The 18782-nt window shown below is 67.5% G+C and carries 17 protein-coding genes; 7 read left to right on the top strand and 10 right to left on the bottom strand.

The features are described 5' to 3' along the window. The first annotated feature begins 98 nt into the window (after positions 1-98). Positions 99-905 (top strand): response regulator transcription factor, encoded by an 807-nt coding sequence (locus ABY44_RS20450; protein WP_027792706.1) that lies wholly within the window; start codon positions 99-101, stop codon positions 903-905. 22 nt (positions 906-927) lie between these two features. On the opposite strand, the gene ABY44_RS20445 is transcribed toward ABY44_RS20450, so the two are convergent. Continuing rightward, the gene (locus tag ABY44_RS20445; protein WP_431641688.1) at positions 928-3105 is read right to left on the bottom strand and encodes a TonB-dependent siderophore receptor; all 2178 of its coding nucleotides are present in this window, start codon (positions 3103-3105) and stop codon (positions 928-930) included. Positions 3106-3453: 348 nt separating this feature from the next. Next, positions 3454-4479, bottom strand: coding sequence for an AraC family transcriptional regulator (locus ABY44_RS20440; RefSeq protein WP_060084656.1), 1026 nt, complete (start codon positions 4477-4479; stop codon positions 3454-3456). A 352-nt stretch (positions 4480-4831) separates the two neighbouring features. On the opposite strand from ABY44_RS20440, the gene ABY44_RS20435 reads away from it, so the two are divergent. The 6 genes from ABY44_RS20435 to ABY44_RS20410 all read left to right on the top strand — a co-directional run bounded on the left by ABY44_RS20435 (position 4832) and on the right by ABY44_RS20410 (position 11135). After that, on the top strand, positions 4832-6079 hold the full coding sequence (locus ABY44_RS20435; RefSeq protein ID WP_060174388.1) for a dienelactone hydrolase family protein: 1248 nt from the start codon (positions 4832-4834) through the stop codon (positions 6077-6079). Between the two features lie 40 nt (positions 6080-6119). Further along, a complete protein-coding gene (locus ABY44_RS20430; RefSeq protein WP_060174389.1) occupies positions 6120-6908 on the top strand; it encodes an SDR family oxidoreductase in 789 nt (262 codons plus the stop codon). Positions 6909-6972: 64 nt separating this feature from the next. Then, positions 6973-8211, top strand: coding sequence for a styrene monooxygenase/indole monooxygenase family protein (locus ABY44_RS20425; RefSeq protein WP_060174390.1), 1239 nt, complete (start codon positions 6973-6975; stop codon positions 8209-8211). Positions 8212-8216: 5 nt separating this feature from the next. Next, on the top strand, positions 8217-8744 hold the full coding sequence (locus tag ABY44_RS20420) for a flavin reductase family protein (protein ID WP_059699362.1): 528 nt from the start codon (positions 8217-8219) through the stop codon (positions 8742-8744). A gap of 36 nt (positions 8745-8780) precedes the next feature. Beyond that, positions 8781-9737, top strand: a complete 957-nt coding sequence (locus ABY44_RS20415; protein WP_060174391.1) for a SphA family protein — start codon at positions 8781-8783, stop codon at positions 9735-9737. Positions 9738-9872: 135 nt separating this feature from the next. After that, positions 9873-11135, top strand: a complete 1263-nt coding sequence (locus ABY44_RS20410) for a serine hydrolase domain-containing protein (protein ID WP_060174392.1) — start codon at positions 9873-9875, stop codon at positions 11133-11135. Positions 11136-11415: 280 nt separating this feature from the next. On the opposite strand, the gene ABY44_RS20405 is transcribed toward ABY44_RS20410, so the two are convergent. The 8 genes from ABY44_RS20405 to ABY44_RS20370 are packed head-to-tail and all read right to left on the bottom strand — an operon-like array spanning position 11416 to position 18641. Continuing rightward, positions 11416-12396 (bottom strand): type II secretion system F family protein, encoded by a 981-nt coding sequence (locus ABY44_RS20405; RefSeq protein ID WP_060084650.1) that lies wholly within the window; start codon positions 12394-12396, stop codon positions 11416-11418. A 36-nt stretch (positions 12397-12432) separates the two neighbouring features. Beyond that, entirely contained in the window at positions 12433-13410 is a 978-nt protein-coding gene (locus tag ABY44_RS20400) for a type II secretion system F family protein (RefSeq protein WP_060084649.1), read from the bottom strand. A gap of 33 nt (positions 13411-13443) precedes the next feature. Continuing rightward, positions 13444-14811 carry a CpaF family protein gene (locus tag ABY44_RS20395; RefSeq protein ID WP_060084648.1) on the bottom strand — a complete coding sequence of 456 codons (1368 nt, stop codon included), beginning with the start codon at positions 14809-14811 and terminating at the stop codon, positions 13444-13446. An 18-nt stretch (positions 14812-14829) separates the two neighbouring features. Beyond that, the gene (locus ABY44_RS20390) at positions 14830-16038 is read right to left on the bottom strand and encodes an AAA family ATPase (protein ID WP_060084647.1); all 1209 of its coding nucleotides are present in this window, start codon (positions 16036-16038) and stop codon (positions 14830-14832) included. Positions 16039-16060: 22 nt separating this feature from the next. Then, positions 16061-16504 (bottom strand): TadE/TadG family type IV pilus assembly protein, encoded by a 444-nt coding sequence (locus ABY44_RS20385; RefSeq protein WP_059688219.1) that lies wholly within the window; start codon positions 16502-16504, stop codon positions 16061-16063. Next, positions 16501-17034, bottom strand: coding sequence for a TadE/TadG family type IV pilus assembly protein (locus ABY44_RS20380; RefSeq protein WP_059688284.1), 534 nt, complete (start codon positions 17032-17034; stop codon positions 16501-16503). The genes ABY44_RS20385 and ABY44_RS20380 overlap by 4 nt, the downstream gene beginning before the upstream one ends. A 13-nt stretch (positions 17035-17047) precedes the next feature. After that, complete coding sequence (locus tag ABY44_RS20375; RefSeq protein ID WP_060084646.1) at positions 17048-18319, bottom strand: pilus assembly protein TadG-related protein; 1272 nt, start codon at positions 18317-18319, stop codon at positions 17048-17050. Between the two features lie 25 nt (positions 18320-18344). Continuing rightward, a complete protein-coding gene (locus tag ABY44_RS20370) occupies positions 18345-18641 on the bottom strand; it encodes a hypothetical protein (RefSeq protein WP_059648656.1) in 297 nt (98 codons plus the stop codon). Positions 18642-18782: the final 141 nt, after the last annotated feature.

Genomic DNA, 18782 nt, shown 5'->3' with positions numbered 1-18782 from the left:
CGCTTGTGCGTTGCCATAGAGCAGTTTCCAACGATTATCCGAGCCGGGCCGGCCACCCGCAGGAACGCAGCCAGCAGCCATTCCAGAACAGGTGCACGATGCATCCATCGACCTCCGCATTGGGCGACGCCCATATCCTGATCGTCGACGATCAGCCCGACCAGCTCCGCTTGCTGATCGACATCCTGCGCGGCACCGGGTGCCGGATCAGCATTGCATCCGACGGGCTGCAGGCGTGCCAGCGCGCGCAGGCGCTCATGCCCGACCTGATCCTGATGGATGTCCGGATGCCGCGCATGGACGGCTTCACCGCGTGCCGGCTGCTGGCCGCCGATCCGCTGACGTGCGCGATTCCTGTCATCTTCCTGACCGTGGCGGGCGCGTTGCACGAACGCCTCGAGGGGTTCGAGATCGGCTGCGTCGACTACGTGGTGAAGCCGTTCGAGCCGGCCGAAGTGCTCGCGCGGATTCGCGTGCAGCTCGCGCGGGCGACGCGCGAGCGGCCCGTCGACACGGAAAGCGTGTTCGTGACCGGCAAGGACGACGACATCATCGTGCGCGCGGCCATCCGCCACCTGGCGCGGACGCTGAACGATCCGCCGACGGTGGAACAACTGGCACGCGCGGTCGGCACGCATGAAAAGCGGCTGTCGCGGGCGTTTCGCGACAATCTCGGCCAGACGGTGTTCGAGTATCTGCGGCACGAGCGGCTGAGGATCGCGCAGGATCTGCTGGATTCGACGTCGCTCAGCATTGCCAGCATCGCGAAGGAGATCGGTTTTTCTACGCCGGCGAATTTCGCCACCGCATTCCGCGAACGTTTCGGCCTCACGCCGACCGAGTGGCGGCGCCAGCGCCACGCCGGTGAACGCGCCGCGCGCCGGGAGCCGCAACGCGACGCGTAGGACGCGTTCCGCGCGCTCGCGCCTACCAGTTGTATTTCGCGCTGGCCAGCACGGTCCGCTCGTTGCCGAACACGCACACGTTGTACGACTGGCAACCGCTGACATAACGCCGGTCGAACAGGTTCGCGACGTTCAGCGCGAACCGCCAGTGCGGCATCTCGTAGTGCAGCGCCAGGTCGACCAGCGTCACGCTCGGCACCGTCAGCGAGTTGTCGGGCGCGCCCGCCGACGCGCTCTGGTAACGCACGCCGCCGCCGAACCCGAGGCCCGACAGCGCGCCCGTGCGCCAGGTCCAGTCGGCCCACATCGAAGCCATCTGCCGCGGCAGCGGCACGGCCACCGGCCAGTGGTTCAGCGACGCGTCGTTCGCCTGCACGTTCTTGACGTCCTGATGGACGTACGACGCGACGACCGACAGCTCGCGGGTGACCTTGCCGACCGCGCTCAGCTCGATCCCGCGCGAGCGGACCTTGCCGGTCTGCACGGACGTCGTGCCGGTCGGGTCGAGATTGACCGGCGTCGGCGTCACGACGTTGGTCTGGTCGATCTGGTAGAGGGCCGCACTCAGCATCAGGTTCCGGCCCGGCGGCTGCCAGCGCAACCCGGCTTCCGTCTGCGTGCCGCGTGTCGGCTTCGGCAGCCCGCCGCCATACAACCGCACGCCGATGACGGGATCGAACGACGTCGAATGGCTCACATACGGCGACAGCCCGGCGTCGCCCCGATAGGTGAGCCCGACGCGCCCGGAGAATGCACTGACGTCCTGCCGCGCCTGCTTGCCGGCCGTCCGGTCGTCGAACCGCGCATTGACGAAATCCTCGCGGCCGCCGAGCGTCAGCGTCCAGCGCTTCCAGCGGATCTGGTCTTGCGCGTATACGCCGAACGTGTTCATCGCCGTGTACTGGTCGACGTGGCCGAGCGACGTCGGGCCGGAGAAAATCGCGTCCGTGACGGGCCGGTACACGGGGTGATACAGGTTGAGCGACGGCGCGATCGCAAGCCACACGCTGTTGGTCGTCGTCTGCCGGTCGTATTGCGCGCCGAGCAGCAGCGTATGTTCGAGCGGCCCCGTGCCGAAGCGGGCCTGTGCGTGGTTGTCGATGTCGAGCCGGCTGTAGTTGAGCTGGAACAGCCCCGCGGTGCGCATCATGTTGGTGGTGCTGCGGGGCGCGAAGCCGTTGCCGAACACCGTCGCGTCGTCGAGCGACAGGTGCGACCAGCGCACGTCCTGGTGCAGCGACCAGATCGCGTTCACGCGGTGCTCCAGCGCGTAGCCGAGCGACCACTGCTTCTTCCGGTAGTCGTTGAACCCGGGGTCGCCCATGTAGATGCCCTGCGACAGGCGGCCGTTCGGGTTCGGCAGCACCGTGCCCGACGCAGGCAGGAAGTTCGACGAAATATCGCCGCTGTCCTGCAGGAACGTTGCCGAGAGCGTCAGCGACGTGTCGGCGTTCGGCCGCCAGCGGAACGACGGCGCCAGCGCGACGCGACGGTCGCCGTTCGGGCCGGTTTCCGCGTTGCCGTCGCGCGCCACGCCGACGAAGCGATACGCGTACCGGCCGTCCGGGTCGAGCGTATCGCCGACATCGACCATGAATTGCTTGCGCGCGTCGTTGCCGATCTGCACGCCGGCTTCACGGACGCGTTCGCCGTCGGCGAGCTTCGTGTGCGCGTCGACGATCGCGCCGGGCTCGCCCGCGCCGTACAGCACCGACGTCGGCCCGCGCAGCACCGCGATCGAGTCGATTGTGTACGGGTCGACGCGCCAGTCCGCGATCACGGCCGTATGCGGCGCGGCCACGCCGTCGACGTACAGCGTCGGCGTGAAGCCGCGCAGCGCCGCATACGAGTCGGTGCGGCTGTCGGCGCCGAACGTCGCGAATCCCGGCACGTAGCGCAGCGCCTGGTTCAGGTCGGTCGCGCCGGTCATCTCGATCTGCTGCGCGGTCACGATGTTGATCGTCTGCGGCACTTCTGCCACCGGCGTGTCGGTTTTCGTGCCGGCCGTGGTGCGCAGCCCGACGAGCCCGCTCGACGAGCGGTCGCCCTTCCCCGTTACGTCGATTTCCGGCATCACGGCCGCCGGCGGCGCTGCCGCACCCGATGCCTGCGCGTGCGCGCCGCCCGCTGCCGCCACGTACAACGCGCCTCCGGCGGCGATCACCATCGCGCGTTTCGCCGCGCCCGTCCCCGTTACCATCGTTCCATGCTCCGTCGTGCTGGTGGCCGATTCGACCCGATCGCGGCGCGATCTCGGCGCGACGCAGCGCCGGCGCCCGCCCCGTGTTGTCATGCCGGCGATGCTGGTTGCGCGCGAGTCGGCATGCAACGGCCAATGGCGTCGTTCGCGAGCGCAGCGATCATACCGGGCGAACGTAACGGAGTCTTTAAAAAAAGTGCGCCGGCGGGAAAAGCCGGCGATTGGCGCGTTGGAGGCGGGGCCGGCACGGGATCGATCCGCGCGGCGGCCCGCGAGGAAGGCAGATGAAAGACGGGAACGCCAGGCTGCATGCGCCCCGGGAACGGCCGTGGGCTGCCGTCGGCGGTACTAGGCGCGCACGCGCCGCATCCTGAGCGTCGCCGACGGCGACTCGCCGAACGCCCGCTTGTACTCGATCGCGAATCGCCCGAGATGCGCGAAGCCCCATTTCAGCGCGATGTCCGTCACCGATGCGAGCCCCGGCGACTCGTCGGCCAGCAGTTCCTCGCGCACACGTTGCAGCCGCAACTGCCGCACGAAGCCCATCGGCGTGATCCCGTGGCGATGGCGGAAGCCCGCGAACAGCGTGCTCGGGCTCACGCCGGCGAGGTCGGCGAGCCGCTCGATCGTCAGCGGCTCGTCGAGATGGGCACGAATGTAATCCTCGACGCGCCGCACATAGAACGGCGCGAGCGCCACCGGCAGGTGCCGCGTGCCGTTGCGCGCGCTGTTCGGGTGGCCGTGCAGCAGCAGGTTGAGCAGCGTCGATTCGAGCGGCTCGAACGCGAGCGGATGACGCAGCGGATGCGCGTCCGTCGCGATCGCGCCGGCGAGGACCGGCAGCAACTGCGCGAGACACGCCCCTTGCGACGACGACAGGCTGAATGCCGGTTCGAATTCGACCGGTGCGCGCCGGTCGTCGCCGAAATGCCGCTGCGCATGGCGCTCCATCACTTCGCGCTCGATGCGCACGATGACTTGCGGACACGCGTCGCCCCAGCGCATCTTCAGCGGCAGCGTCGGCGAGATCAACGACGCGGTGCCCGGCGACGACACGAAACGCGCCGATCCGCACTCGATCTCCGCATCGCCGCGCAGCGGGATCTGCAACAGGAAGAAGTGCTCGAGCGGCCCTGGCTCGATGCTGACCCCGCCGCCGTAATCGAGCAGGTTCAACGACAGGTTGCCCCAGCGCGCATGATGCATGCAGCTGTGCAACGCGCGCGATTCGCCGGTCGGCGTGAGCCGGTGCGGCTTGAAGACGTCGGCGACACGCGCGCGCACCTCGTCGACATCGTTCGACTGCAGCAGCAGGTTGTCGTGATTGAAACAGGCGGTGTCGTCCAGCCAGCCCGTTCCGGAAAATTGCGCCATCGATGTTCTCCCGTCATGCTCGGTTGCACTCGCGCCGTGCATGCGTTCCCGGTGTGGGGGCATTCGCCGCACGATCCGGATAGCGCCCGGAGAATCCGGACAGTCCGGCCGCCAAAGCACGCAAGTCCCGCGCAAACGACGCAAGAAACGGACCGTTCGCGCATCGTAGAAAACTGTGCGGGCTTTCCGCATCCGCACATACCCGCAGTCGGCCGCGCGCCTGCCCACGCGCGGCGGCCGGTGCCGCAGGTTTCCGGAATTCGCGGATACCGGCCGAAGAAAGCGGATAGAAGCACACGTTTCGTCCGCCAATACTGGGCTCGTCGCAGCAATGAATTCAACGGAGGGACAGATGAAAGGACGTCACATCGGGATTCCGTCGCCGGACGGCGGAACGTTTCGCGCCTACCTGAGCACGCCGGCCGGCGGCAAGGGGCCGGGCATCGTGCTGTGTCACGAGATCTTCGGCGCGAACGCGACGATGCGGGAGGCCGCCGACTACTACGCGGAGGAAGGCTATACGGTGCTCGTGCCCGACCTGTTCTGGCGCCAGGCGCCGGGGATCGAGCTCGGCCATGCGGCAGCCGATGTCGAGCGCGCGATGGCCCTGTATCGCGAGTTCGACGAGGACAAGGGCGTCGAGGACATCGGTGCCGCGCTGGACGCGCTCAGGCAGCAACCGGAATGCACGGGCGAAGCCGGCGTGCTCGGCTACTGCCTCGGCGGCAAGCTCGCTTATCTCGCCGCGTGCCGGCTGCCGGGCGTGGCCGCGGCGGTCAGCTACTACGGCGTGGGCATCGAGCAGGCGCTGGACGAGGCCGCGCACCTGCAGGGCCGGCTCGTGCTGCAGATCGCGGGGCTGGACCGCTTCTGCCCGCCCGACGCGCAGCAGCGCATCGCCGACGCGCTGTCCGGCCGCGACGGCGTCGAAGTGTATGTGTATCCGGGCGTCGATCACGCGTTCGCCCGCGTCGGCGGCGATCATTTCGACAAGGCCGCCGCGGTCATGGCCCACCAGCGCGCGATCGCCGCGTTCCGCGCCGCGCTCGGCCCGCACTACGACCTGTCCACACTGTGGGAAGCGCATCTCGAACACGAATTCGCCACGCGCAACGTCGATGCCACGATGGCGACGATGGTCGCCGAGCCGTACGTCAACCATGTTCCGACGCTGACGGGCGGCGTCGGCCACGACGAGCTCAAGCGCTTCTACACGCATCACTTCGTGCATGCGAATCCGCCCGACACGACGATCACCCCGATCTCGCGCACGATCGGCGCGAGCCAGGTCGTCGACGAGCTGCTGTTCTGCTTCACGCACACCACCGAGATCGACTGGATGCTGCCGGGCGTCGCGCCCACCGGCAAGCGCGTCGAGATTCCACTCGTCGCGATCGTCAAGTTTCGCGGCGACAAGCTCTATCACGAGCATATCTACTGGGACCAGGCGAGCGTGCTCGTGCAGATCGGCCTGCTCGATCCGGCCGGCCTGCCGGTCGCGGGCGTCGAAACGGCCCGCAAGCTGCTCGACGAAACCGTGCCGTCGAACGGCCTGATGCGTCGCTGGCAGGACAGCGAGCCGTCGACGGGTGCGCACTGACGCGCCCCCTCCCTCACCCCACGATTCACGGAGACACCCCATGACTGCCCTTGCTGGCAAAGTCGCGATCGTCACCGGCGGCGCCACGCTGATCGGCGCCGCGGTCGCGCAGGACCTGAGCCGCGCCGGTGCATACGTCGCGATCCTCGATCTCGACGCGGACAACGGTGCGCGCGTCGCCGGTTCGCTCGGCGACAAGGCCATGTTCGTCGCGCTCGACATCACCGACGATCGCGCGATCGAACGTGCGATATCGGCGATCGTCGAGCGGTTCGGCGCGATCGACGTGCTCGTCAACCTCGCGTGCAGCTACGTCGACAACGGCATCCAGGCGACCCGCAACGACTGGCTCGCCGCGATGGACGTCAACGTCGTGTCGGCCGCGATGCTCGCGAAGGCCGTCCACCCGCACATGGCCCGGCGCGGCGGCGGCGCGATCGTGAACTTCAGCTCGATCTCGGCCGAGTGCGCGCAGACCGGCCGCTGGCTGTACCCGACGTCCAAGGCGGCGATCCGCCAGCTCACGCGCAGCATGGCGATGGATCTCGCGCCCGAGCGCATTCGCGTCAACTCGGTATCGCCGGGATGGACGTGGTCGCGCGTGATGGACGAGCTGACGCACGGCGACCGCGCGAAGACCGATCGCGTCGCCGCGCCGTTCCACCTGCTCGGCCGCGTCGGCGATCCTTCCGAGGTCGCACAGGTCGTGACGTTCCTGTGCAGCGACGCGGCGAGCTTCGTGACGGGCGCCGACTACGCGGTCGATGGCGGTTATTCCGCGATGGGCCCCGAACAGGCGGTGCCGGCCATTCCGCGGCTCGCGGAGTGACCGTTCCCCGCCGCCGCTTCCCGCAATCATTCCGGCCGGCATCCGGCCAACCAAGGACATCCCAATGAGACGCATCGCCATCGTCGGCGCCGGCCAGTCCGGCCTGCAACTCGCCTTCGCCCTGCTCGGCCAGGGCTACCACGTGACGCTCGCGACCAATCGCGACGCCGAACAGATCCGCACGGGCAAGGTCATGTCGAGCCAGTGCATGTTCCATACCGCACTGCAGATCGAACGCGACCTCGGCCTGAACACCTGGGAGGAAGCGTGCCCGTCCGTCGAAGGGATCGGCATCGCGGTGCCGCATCCGGACGGCGGCGGCCGCAAGGCGATCGACTGGTCGTCGCGGCTGACCCGCTACGCGCAGTCGGTCGACCAGCGCATGAAAATGGCCGACTGGCTCGACGGCGTGCGCCGCCGCGGCGCGGACGTGCGCATCGGCGACATCGGCGTGCCCGAACTCGAGGAACTGGCGCGCAGCCACGACCTCGTGCTGCTCGCGGCCGGCAAGGGCGAGATCGTCAACCTGCTCGGCCGCGACGACGCGCGCAGCGCGTTCGACCGCCCGCAACGCGCGCTGGCCCTCACCTATGTGAAAGGGATGACGCCGAGCCAGCCGTATTCGCGCGTGCGCTTCAACCTGCTGCCCGGCATCGGCGAGTATTTCGTGTTCCCCGCGCTGACCACGACGGGCCCGTGCGAAATCATGGTGTTCGAAGGCATTCCGGGCGGCCCGCTCGATTGCTGGGCCGACGTGAAGACGCCCGAGCAGCATCTGGACCGGAGCCTGTCGTTCCTGCGGCAATACGTGCCGTGGGAATTCGAGCGCTGTCGCGACGTCGAGCTCACAGATTCGAACGGCACGCTGGCCGGCCGCTTCGCGCCGACGGTGCGCAAGCCGTTCTTCCGGCTGCCGTCGGGCCGCACGGTGTTCGGGATGGCCGATGCGGTGGTCGTCAACGATCCGATCACCGGGCAAGGCTCGAACAACGCCGCGAAATGCGCGAACGCATATTTCGATGCGATCGTCGCGCGCGACGCCGCGCCGTTCAGTGAAGACTGGATGCAGCAGACGTTCGAAGGCTACTGGGCTTATGCGCAGCATGTCGTGCGCTGGACCAACTCGCTGCTCACCCCGCCGCCGCCGCACATCCTCGAACTGCTCGGCGCGGCCGGCCAGTTGCCGTCGCTCGCCGCGGCGATCGTCGACGGCTTCGACGATCCGCGCCGGTTCTCGCCGTGGTGGTTCGAGCCGTCGGCCTGCGCGGCGTTCATCCGCGAACACAGTGCGCGTTCGGAGTAACCGGCATGGAAACGATCGCTACCGACCGCCCGACCCTCGACCCGATGCAGCTGCGCGCCGCGTTCGGGCAGTTCCCGACCGGCGTCACCGTGATCACCACGTGCGCGGCCGACGGACGCAAGGTGGGCCTCACCGCCAATTCGTTCTCGTCGCTGTCGCTCGATCCGCCGCTCGTGCTGTGGAGCCTTCGCAAGGTCGCGCCGAGCCGCCCGGATTTCGTCGCGGCCACCCATTTCGCGATCAACATCCTCGCGCACGACCAGATCGACCTGTCGCGCCGCTTCGCGACGCCCAGCGCCGACAAGTTCGACGGCGTGCCGCACGCGGATTCGGACGCCGGCGGCGTGCCCTGCCTCGACGGCGCGAGCGCGCGCTTCGTGTGCCGCAACGTCGGCCATTACGAAGGCGGCGATCACCTGCTCTTCATCGGCCAGATCGAACAGTTCGACGCGTTCGGCAAGGCGCCGCTCGTGTTCCATGCCGGCCAGTATCGTGCGATCGCCGATCACCCCGATCTTTTTCGCACCGTTTGATTAGTTATACCGATAAACAACCAGGAGGTGGTGAACATGAAATTCGGCTCTCGCCTGCTCGTCGTCGCGGGCCTCTCGATCGCCGGCATGGCCGCAAGCACGCCGGCCCGCGCAACCGACCTGCCGGCGGTCAACCTCGGCATGACCAGCTTCCTCGACGGCATGCCGCCGGCCGGCTCCGGCTGGTACGGCACGCAGTACCTGCAGTACTACACGGCCGGCCGCGTCAACGACAACGCGGGCAACAAGGTCGGGTTGCCGAAGCAGGACATCGACCTGTTCGCGGGGCTGAGCCAGCTCGTCTATCAGTCGCCGCTGACGTTCGCGGGCATGCATCCGGGCCTCGACGTGATCCTGCCGTGGGTCGCGTCGGCGCGGACCGACGACGGCATCGGCAACGTCGCGCTGAATGCGCGCGCCGGCTTCGGCGACCTGCTGATCGGCCCGTTCGTCCAGTTCGACCCGGTAATGGGCGCGCAAGGCCCGCGCTTCGCGCAGCGCGTGGAATTCCAGTTCATCGCGCCGACCGGCGCGTACGATCCGTCGCGTGCGATCAACCCGGGCAGCCATGTCTGGTCGTTCGACCCGTACTGGGCGGCGACGCTGTGGCTCACGCCGAAATGGACCGTTTCGTGGCGGCTGCACTATCTGTGGAACACGACCAACCATCGGCCTGCCACGTCGCTCGGCCCGGACGTGACGTCGACGCAGGCCGGCCAGGCGATCCACGCGAACTTCGCGACCGAGTACGAGGTGCGCCCCGGCCTGCGGCTGGGGCTCAACGGCTACTGGCTGCGCCAGACCACCGACATGAAGGAAAACGGGCAGGACGTGCCGGGCACGCGGGAGGCCGTGTTCGCGATCGGCCCGGGGGCCATGTACAGCTTCTCGCAGCAGGATCACCTGATGTTCAACGCGTATTTCGAGACCTATGCGCGGAACCGGCCGCAGGGCACGCGGATGGTGCTGCGGTACGTGCATCACTTTCAGTGACGGCCGCGACCGGACGAACGAGCCCGGTCGGTTTCATCGGACGAATGATGCATGCTGCCCGCACCGGCGCGCCTGTCCTATAGTTTTGGAGAAGACAACGCAGGCAATACGTCACGACCACGGAGGACCCGCGCGATGAATCCTTCAGCAACCTCCCGGTTCTTGTCGAACGTATCGCGGCGGCTGGCGCACGGCATGGTGGCCGTCGCGCCGGCCGTGGTCATCGGCATCGCCGTTTCCGCGTGCGGCGGCGACAGTTCGCCGGGCTCGAGCGTGCCGGCGTTCGCGAACGCGGCGCGCCCGCAGATCAACGCACTGCTCGCGGATACGCAGACACCCGGCGCAGTCGTCTATGTGCAATCGCCGCAGGGGAACTGGCTCGAATCGTTCGGCACGGCCGTGCGGGGCACGAACACGCCGATACCGACGAACGCGCACTTTCGCGTCGGCAGCGTGACCAAGACATGGACCGGCACGGTGATCCTGCAACTCGTCCAGGAAGGCCGGCTGAGCCTCGGCGACACCGTCAGCAAGTTCGTCGCGAACGTGCCCAACGGCAATACGATCACGATCGAACAGTTGCTGACCATGCGCAGCGGCCTCTACAACTATTCGACGAATCTCGCGTTCAACCAGACGCTCGACGCGCAGCCGGACAAGGTGTGGACCACGTCGGAACTGCTGGGGATCGCCGAAGGCCAGCCGGTCTATTTCGCGCCCGGCGCGGATTTTCGCTACTCGAATACGAACACGGTGCTGCTCGGGCTCATCATCGAGCAACTGACCGGCATGAGCGCGGCCGATGCGATGAACGCGCGCCTGTTCGCGCCGCTCGGCCTGGTCAATACCTTGCTCCCGCCGCAGCAGGATACGTCGCTGCCGGCACCGGCGCCGCAGGGCTATCAATGGGGCACCAATGCCGAGACGACCGACAGCGACGCGCTGTCGCCCCAACGCCAGGCGGACGCGAAAAACGGCACGCTGCAACCGACGAACGTGACCCGCGTGAATACGTCGTGGGCGTGGACGGCGGGCTCCGGCATTTCAACCGTGACGGAACTGGCCGCATACGTGCAGCGGATGGTCGGCGGCGGCTACCTGAACGCCAACCTTCAGGCGCAACGGCTCGCCAGTTGCACGCCGATCGATTCGTCCGACCCGAGGTCGGCCAGCTACTGCTTGGGCCTGGCCAAATTCGGCACGTTCTACGGACATACGGGCGAGATCCCGGGCTTCAATACCTTCATGGGCTACGACCCGGTCACGAAGACGACGATCGTCACGTGGGCGAACACGGCGGCCGCGCCGGATGGGCGCGCACCGGCCAACGTGATCGCGCAGATCGTCATGGGCGAGCTCAGCAAGGCGGCCGAAGTGCCGAGCGAAGGGCGGCCGTGATGCCGCGCGAACACCGCTGCATCGCGTACAACGTGATGCCGGCAAACTTTGCCGGCATTCAGGTTAGCAGTAGGGGGCAGCCGATCAGGCGGTGGACTACGGCTACTTCCATGGCCGACCATGGGTCCAGGATGCATTGACGCCGCTATGGTCAACCTGTCTCGCGGCGCCGCCTGGGGAGGGAGCCTCCATGAAGCCTGTCGCCGTGCCGGCCGGCGGGGGTGGCCGCCCGGCACGCTGAACCTTCAGTGTCGATTCCGGCGCAATTCCGGCTCGTCGTTCACTGTGCGATGCCAACGAATGTCGGCAGCAGCACGCGATAGACGTGGATCATGGCCGGCCCGAGCAGCACCACCATCAGCGCGGGGAAGATGCAGAAGATCAACGGGAACAGCAGCTTCAACGCGATCTTCGCGGCCCGCTCCTCTGCACGCATCCGGCGCCGCGTGCGCAGCATGTCGGACAGCACGCGCAGCGATTCGCTGATGCTCGTGCCGAACCGGTCGGCCTGGATCAGCATCGCGCAGAACGCCTCGATGTCCTCCACGCCGGTACGCAGCGCAAGATTGCGCAGCGCCGTCTCCTTCGTGAAACCGGAGCGCATCTCGAGCAGCAGCAGGTCGAGTTCGCTCGCGACCACCTCGCTGCTGAACCGCAGCTCCTCGCTCACCTTCATCAGCGCCGCGTCGAGCCCGAGCCCCGCTTCGACGCAGACCGTCAGCAGGTCGAGCGCGTCCGGGAAATCCTCGAAGATCTTCTGCTGGCGCACCTTGACCCGCTGCGACAGCACGATGTTCGGGATGTAGTAGCCGATGCCGGCAAGCGCGACGAGGATGACCGACAGGATCTCGCGCTCGTCGCCGAGCCGGGTCGTGATCAGCGCCAGCAGCGCCGCGCACGGCAACCCGAGTGCCAATGCCGTCTTCGCGGTGAAATAAAGCGCGGCCGCACTCTGGTTGCGCCAGCCGGCATTCATGAGCCGGATGCGCAGCGGCGAATTCTCCCAGCCCTGCTTCGGCACCGACAGCCTCGAGATCGGGGTAGACAGCTCCACCAGCTTCGCAACCCAGCGCGACGCCAGGTCGTCGCCGTCGCCGGTGCCCGCGACGGCAGTCGCGCCCGCCCCGGTTCCACCGGCCTGCTGGATCCGGCGCTGGATGCTGCGTGGCGCGAACAGCAGCATCGCGACAAGCGCGCCGCCGGCCACGAAGATGAACAAGCCGCCCAGCATCACGGCCTGGACTACGCTCAGGTTTTGCATGACAGCCTCGCAACGGTTCGTTATACGATTCGCGCGTCAGACGCGAATGCGGACAATGCGGCGGATCCAGAACAGGCCGAACAACATCGACACCAGCATCGTGCCGACCATCCTGATCCCGGCCGGATCTTCCCAGAGCACCGACAGGAATTCTCGGTTCAGCACGGCCATCACCGCGGCTGTGCCGAACGGCAGCAGCCCGAGAATCCATGCCGACAGCCGCCCTTCCGCGGACAGCACGCGCACCTTGTCGAACAGCTTGAAGCGCTCCCGGATCAGCGCGGCGATGCTGTCGAGCAGCTCGGCCAGGTTGCCGCCCGTCTCGCGCTGGATCAGCACCGCGATCACGAAGTAACGCAGGTCCTGTACCGGCACGCGCGTGGCGAGGTTCATCAGCGCGTCGTGCAGCGGCACGCCGTAGTTGACCTCGTCGAAGGTGACCCGGAACTCGCCGCCCATCGGGTCGGGAAACTCGTCGCCGACCATCCCGAGCGTGCTCGTGAACGAGTGACCGGACCTCAACGCGCGCGCGATCATGTCGCAGATGTCCGGCAACTGCCGCTCGAGCTTGCGCATCCGGCGCCCGCGGCAGCGCAGCACGTACATGATCGGCGCGCATCCGGCGAACAGTGCGAGCGGCAGCACCGCGAGTTGCGGCAGCGTCGCGAAGCTCAGTACGAGCCACGCGAACGCCGTGAACACCGTGCTCAGCATGATCAGCTTCGGCAGCGTCCAGTCGAGCCCCGATTGCTGGATCACGAGATCGAGCCGGTGCACGCGCGGCACCCGCAGCAGCAACCGGTCGAACGGCTTCGATTCGTCGAGCATTCGCTTCTTCAGGATCGACAGCCGTTCCTGCTGAACGTTGCCGCCTGCCGACATCGAGCGGATGCGCGATTCGATCCGGCGCGCGGCGGAGCCGTGCCGCGCGTTCCACCATTGATAGCCCCCTTCGATCGCGAGCACCACTGCGACGAAGGTGAGAATCACAAAACCGTAAAAGATCGTGTTCATGAAGCCTCCCCGGCAGCGAACAGCGCCCTGTCGTCAGTTCGTCTCGTACCGCTGAGACGGGTCGTACAGCGAATCCGGCAGGTTGATGCCGAATGCCTGCAGCCGCTCGACGAACTTCGGCCGCACGCCGGTCGCGCAGAAGTGGCCGCGTACCGAGCCGTCGCGATCCACACCCGAGCGCTTGAACGTGAAGATCTCCTGCATGTTGATGATGTCGCCTTCCATCCCGGTCAGCTCCTGGATGCTGACGATCTTGCGCTTGCCGTCCGTCAGCCGCGCCGCCTGCACGACCACCGAGATCGCCGATGCGATCTGCTGGCGCATCGTCTTCGGCGGCAGCGTCAGGCCGGAGACGCTGATCATGTTCTCGAGCCGCGTCAGCGCGTCGCGCGGTGTGTTCGCGTGGATCGTCGCGAGCGAGCCTTCGTGGCCGGTGTTCATCGCGTTGAGCATGTCGAGCGCTTCGGCGCCGCGCACTTCGCCGAGGATGATCCGGTCGGGGCGCATCCGCAGCGCGTTGCGCACCAGCGTGCGCTGCGTGATCTCGCCCTTGCCCTCGATGTTCGGCGGGCGCGTTTCGAGCCGCAGCACATGCGGCTGCTGCAGTTGCAGCTCGGCGGCGTCCTCGATCGTCACGATCCGCTCGTTGCGCGGAATGTAGCCGGACAGGATGTTGAGCAGCGTCGTCTTGCCGCTGCCGGTGCCGCCCGACACCAGCACGTTCACCTTCGCGCGCGACAGCGCATCGAGCAGTTCGGCCATCGGCGGCGTCAGGCTGTGGTAGCGCACGAGGTCGTCCATCTTCAGCGGGTTGACCGCGAAGCGCCGGATCGACATCAGCGGCCCGTCGATCGCGGACGGCGGGATGATCGCGTTCACGCGCGAGCCGTCCGGCAGGCGTGCATCGACCATCGGGCTCGATTCGTCGATGCGGCGCCCGACGCGCGACACGATCTTCTCGATCACCTTCATCAGGTGCGCATCGTCGTAGAACGTCACGTCGGTCAGTTCGAGCTGGCCGGCGCGCTCGACATAGACCTGCCGGTACGTGTTCACGAGGATGTCGGAAATGCCGGGGTCGCGCAGCAGCGCTTCGAGCGGGCCGAAGCCGAACATCTCGTCGTACACGTCGATCGCGAGCTGCCGCCGCTCGATGTCGTTCGCGGGCAGCCGCTCCTCGTCGAGGATGCGCGCGATCAGGGCGCCGATCTCCATGCGGACCGACTCTTGCTGCATCCGAGACAGGCGCTCGAGCTCGACGCGTTCGAGCACGGCCAGGTGGATTTCGCGGCGCAGCTTCTGGTATGCGTCGCGCACCGACGAATGCGCCGGGCCGGCCGGTTCGCTGCCCGCCGCGTGCGGCTGGGCCCGGTGCAACGACATCTGTTCGCGCAATGACATGATGGTTCCCCGAAAGATTTACATGGACTTGAGCTTCGGCGTGGCCCTGCGGCCGAAAAGCCGGGACATCAGCGGTTCGCTGTGCGTGGTGGAGTGCCCCGCGCGCACCTCCCCGTCGACGAGTTGCTTCGCGCAGCCTTGCAACGCGCGCACGACCGCCGTGCCGCGCGCGAGCCGCGACACCGGATGGCCCTGGTTGATCGCTTCGAGCACGGTGTCCGCATCGTCGGGGATCGTGCAGGCCGCCTGCAGGCCGAGCACTTCCTCGAGCGCGGTGCGGGTACGGTCGCTCGCGCGCGTCGCGCGGTTCACGATCAGACGCAACTGGTCGGTCGAGTAGCCGAGCGACACGAGGATCTCCAGCAGCCGGCGGCCCGCGCGCACGTGCGGCATCGCAGGCTGCAGCACCAGCTGGATCTGGTCGCTGCGATCCAGCGCGACCATCGACAGCGGATTGATGCAGACACCGACGTCGAAGATCACGAAGTCGTAGCGCGGCGCGGCAACACCCAGGATCCATTCGAGCGCGTCCTCGCGCATCTCGGCGGCCTTGACCGGGTCGCCTGCGCCCGCGAGCACGTGGAAGTTCTCCGTCACGTGCGCGACGCTCGCGTCGAGGAATGCGCTGTCGAGCCGCTCGATCTGCGTGCACAGTTGCGGCAGCGTCGACGGCGGGGTTTCGTCGCTGACGAGGAACGCCGCATCGGCGAACTGCTGGTTCAGGTCGATCAGCAGCACGCGGCGCTTGAAGCCTTCCGCGATCTCGAATGCGATGTTGCTGGCCGCGAAGCTCGTGCCGGCCCCGCCCTTGCACGACATGAACGACACGATCCGCGTATCGTCGGTGTCGCGCCGCGTGCTTTGCGCGGCCGCGCGCTCGAGCGCATTGCCGAGCGCCTGTGGATCGAGCGGCCACTGCAGCACGTCCCGCGCGCCCGCGCGCATCGCGTCGAGCAGCATGTGCTGCGACGTGTCCGCCGTCACGAGAATGCAGGTCAGGCCCGCGTGCGCGCGGCAGATGCGCTCGATCGCCGACAGTTCGGACGGCTCGAGCGACGTGCCGTCGACCAGCAGGATGTCGAACGCGTCGAGCCCGTCGGTGCGATGTTCGATCTGCGACGGGCGACCGGTCGCGCGCGTGGCGCGATAACGTCCGCAGTCGGCCACGAGGCGCGCGATCTGCGTGAGTCGCGCGGTATCGTCGGAAGCTACGAGGATGTTGATCATGTCGTGTGCCTCGCCTGTTCGATCAATTGCAGTTTGGGCCGCCGGTCGCGGAAGTCAGGCTTTCGCGCGGCAGCGTCGTCGCGAAAGCCGGCATCCTGACCGAGACATTCACGAACGGGATCATCGTCTTGACCGTGACGTTCGTGACGCTGACGGTCACGAACGCGCACGAATTCACGTCGCAGCTCGCCGGCGAGTAGTTCACCGACACGTTCGCGTTCGACAGCAGCGGCAGCAGCGCCCTCACGCGCTTCGCGACGCCGGCGGCGTTCACGTCGCACACCACCGCCGTGCGCGCGCCGAGACGCACGGCTTCGCTCGCGGTGTTCCAGTAGAACAGCACGCGGCCGAATTCGAAGATGCCGATCAGCAGCATGATCAGGACCGACGCGATCAGCGCGAACTCGACGATCGTCGAGCCGCGCTGGGCGCGGCGGCGTGACTGGGGGGCATGGCGTGCGTTCATGACACTTGCCTCATCACGGTGACGATGTTGTTGAAGGTGATCGACGGCAGCCACGGGTAGGCGGGAATCGGCTGGTATTTGTAGCCCGTGATCTTCACTTCGACGACGTTGATCGCGCCCGTCGCCGTCCCGCTTGCCGTGTTGTTGTTCGAGTCGTAGGTCGGCAGGTTCGCGAACTGCGACGGATCGGACGTGTCGCTGCAGCCGGTCGTGCGCTGCGCGTCGCAGATCGTCACCATCGACGTCGTGAGCCCAGGCACCAGCTCGGTGCCCGACGAGCCGCACGTCGTGCTGCCGTAGACGACGAGGCACTGCGCCTGCGACACCGGGTACGCGCTGTCGGTCGGCAGCCAGACCGACAGGTAGCGCGCCGCATTGCGCGTCGCCTTGGTCAGCGTCTCGTACTGGTAGATCGCGCGGCCGAACTCGGCCACGCCGGTCGCGAGCATGATCATCGGTACCAGCACGAGCGCGAACTCGACGGCGGCGACGCCACGGGTGCGCGAACGGCGAAACGGCGGCTTTTTCATGATCGTCTCTCCGCTATTGAACGAGCATCGGAACCTGGGTCCCGGACGCGCTGCCGCTGCCGGGCAAGCCGTGCGTCGCGCACGGGTTGTTGCCGGAGACCGACGAGCCGAGGTATTCGAGGTGCGCCACGACGGCGCCGCTGCCGGCGCTGAACGGAAGCGGATCGAGCATCAGCACGCAATCCCATTGCGTGACGTGCACCTTGCCGCTATTGCCGTTCAGCGTCGAGCAGTCGCCCTCCGGCGCGAGCGCAACGCGGCGGTCGCCGCCGAAGGTCTGGTAATTGCTCGCCGTCGCGGTGCCGTTGGTCGAAATCCCGCTGCCTGACGGCGGCGCGCCGTCGCCCTGGTAGGGCTTGAAGCTCGCGCGGTCGGCGACGAACTGCGTGTACGCGTCGCCCTTGATGCCGGCCGTTCCGGGCGGCCCGTAGTTAGGGCCGACGTACGCGTAGCCGGTGAAGTCGGGCTGGCCGCTCGACCCGTTCGCGCCGTTCGTATAGATGCCGAAGCGCGTATTCCAGGCACGCAGCGACGCGGACTTCAGGCCCGTGGTGCTGAGGTCCGGCGGGCTCGTGATGTTGCAGGTGTTGCCCGACAGCTCGCCGGCCAGGGTGGTTTCGTTCGTCGAGCCGTCGAGCGCGGCCCAGCCGAAGCTGCCGGGGCCGTAGGTCGACGACGACCCGGACGGCGACGTGATCCAGTCGCCGACCTTGTACGCCGGTGCGCCCGCCGCGCGGCACACGAACACCGGAATCGCGCAGGTCGTCTGCCCGCCGCCGACAGTCGCGATCGCGCTGGCCGACACCTCCGCCGCGTTCGCGAGCTTCGTGCCGGGCAGCACGTTCAGCACCTCGATGAACCAGTGCGCGATGTTGCTCAGCGTCGCGGTGCACTGCACGTACTTGACGTTAGCCGGCGTCGTGACCGCGCTCTTCGTCAGGAACGGGTTGGACAGCGAATCGCTGAACGTCACGTTCGCGTTCGTCGACATCTGCACCGACTTGTTCTGGAAAAACACGAAATTCAGGTGGCCGGCGGCGATACCGTCCGCCTCGGCCACCGACAGGCTGATGGCTGAAGTTAGGTCACGCGCAGCCGACAGCGCGCATGCATCGGCGCTGTTCTGCAGTTCGCTGCGCGTGACGTACAGCTTGCCGAGATCCAGCGCGAGACCGACGAACCCGATCATCACCGCCAGTGCGAGACCGACGATGATCGCGACGGCACCGCGCTGGCGATGCAGGCTGCGACGCATGACTTTCGGATAGCGGGCTGCGCTGTTCATGGCGTTCTCCCTGAGCGTGCCGTCGTTACTGGGTGGCCTTGCCGATGCCGATCACGAACGCATTGGCGGGCGGATCGACCTGCTTGAACGACTTTTCGTAGTTGTCGAGCGCCGACGCTGCCGCGCCGCCGTCGACCACCGTCGTCGCGGCCGCGTGTTCGGCGGCATGCGGGTCGATGATCTGGGCCTGCGTCACGGCGCGGACCGATTCGCCGAAGCGGGTGTCCCACACCGGGGTCGACGACATGCAGCCGGCAAGCGCGAAGGCGAGCGGTGCGGCGAGCGCCGCACGGCGCACGAATACGAAGTAGGCGGATTTCATGAGTGTCCCCTTGGATGGCATCAACGATCGGTGGACCCGGATTCCGAGCGTGCGACCTGCGCGTGGGCGGCCGCCGGGAGCCGGTGCGTCGGCTGGGCCGGTGTGGCCGGGCCGGCCGCGGCAAGACGCGCGGCGGTGGCT

Origin of the sequence: Burkholderia sp. ZZQ-2, assembly GCF_050768715.1 — a bacterium.
In the GTDB taxonomy this organism is placed as follows: domain Bacteria; phylum Pseudomonadota; class Gammaproteobacteria; order Burkholderiales; family Burkholderiaceae; genus Burkholderia; species Burkholderia cepacia.
This window is presented reverse-complemented; position numbering and strand designations above follow the sequence as displayed.

What these genes read in the sequence shown, in the direction of transcription:
- ABY44_RS20450 (WP_027792706.1), top strand. Translation starts at nt 99, where the DNA reads ATGCATCCATCGACCTCCGCATTGGGCGACGCCCATATCCTGATCGTC.
- ABY44_RS20445 (WP_431641688.1), bottom strand. Translation starts at nt 3,105, where the DNA reads ATGGTAACGGGGACGGGCGCGGCGAAACGCGCGATGGTGATCGCCGCC.
- ABY44_RS20440 (WP_060084656.1), bottom strand. Translation starts at nt 4,479, where the DNA reads ATGGCGCAATTTTCCGGAACGGGCTGGCTGGACGACACCGCCTGTTTC.
- ABY44_RS20435 (WP_060174388.1), top strand. Translation starts at nt 4,832, where the DNA reads ATGAAAGGACGTCACATCGGGATTCCGTCGCCGGACGGCGGAACGTTT.
- ABY44_RS20430 (WP_060174389.1), top strand. Translation starts at nt 6,120, where the DNA reads ATGACTGCCCTTGCTGGCAAAGTCGCGATCGTCACCGGCGGCGCCACG.
- ABY44_RS20425 (WP_060174390.1), top strand. Translation starts at nt 6,973, where the DNA reads ATGAGACGCATCGCCATCGTCGGCGCCGGCCAGTCCGGCCTGCAACTC.
- ABY44_RS20420 (WP_059699362.1), top strand. Translation starts at nt 8,217, where the DNA reads ATGGAAACGATCGCTACCGACCGCCCGACCCTCGACCCGATGCAGCTG.
- ABY44_RS20415 (WP_060174391.1), top strand. Translation starts at nt 8,781, where the DNA reads ATGAAATTCGGCTCTCGCCTGCTCGTCGTCGCGGGCCTCTCGATCGCC.
- ABY44_RS20410 (WP_060174392.1), top strand. Translation starts at nt 9,873, where the DNA reads ATGAATCCTTCAGCAACCTCCCGGTTCTTGTCGAACGTATCGCGGCGG.
- ABY44_RS20405 (WP_060084650.1), bottom strand. Translation starts at nt 12,396, where the DNA reads ATGCAAAACCTGAGCGTAGTCCAGGCCGTGATGCTGGGCGGCTTGTTC.
- ABY44_RS20400 (WP_060084649.1), bottom strand. Translation starts at nt 13,410, where the DNA reads ATGAACACGATCTTTTACGGTTTTGTGATTCTCACCTTCGTCGCAGTG.
- ABY44_RS20395 (WP_060084648.1), bottom strand. Translation starts at nt 14,811, where the DNA reads ATGTCATTGCGCGAACAGATGTCGTTGCACCGGGCCCAGCCGCACGCG.
- ABY44_RS20390 (WP_060084647.1), bottom strand. Translation starts at nt 16,038, where the DNA reads ATGATCAACATCCTCGTAGCTTCCGACGATACCGCGCGACTCACGCAG.
- ABY44_RS20385 (WP_059688219.1), bottom strand. Translation starts at nt 16,504, where the DNA reads ATGAACGCACGCCATGCCCCCCAGTCACGCCGCCGCGCCCAGCGCGGC.
- ABY44_RS20380 (WP_059688284.1), bottom strand. Translation starts at nt 17,034, where the DNA reads ATGAAAAAGCCGCCGTTTCGCCGTTCGCGCACCCGTGGCGTCGCCGCC.
- ABY44_RS20375 (WP_060084646.1), bottom strand. Translation starts at nt 18,319, where the DNA reads ATGAACAGCGCAGCCCGCTATCCGAAAGTCATGCGTCGCAGCCTGCAT.
- ABY44_RS20370 (WP_059648656.1), bottom strand. Translation starts at nt 18,641, where the DNA reads ATGAAATCCGCCTACTTCGTATTCGTGCGCCGTGCGGCGCTCGCCGCA.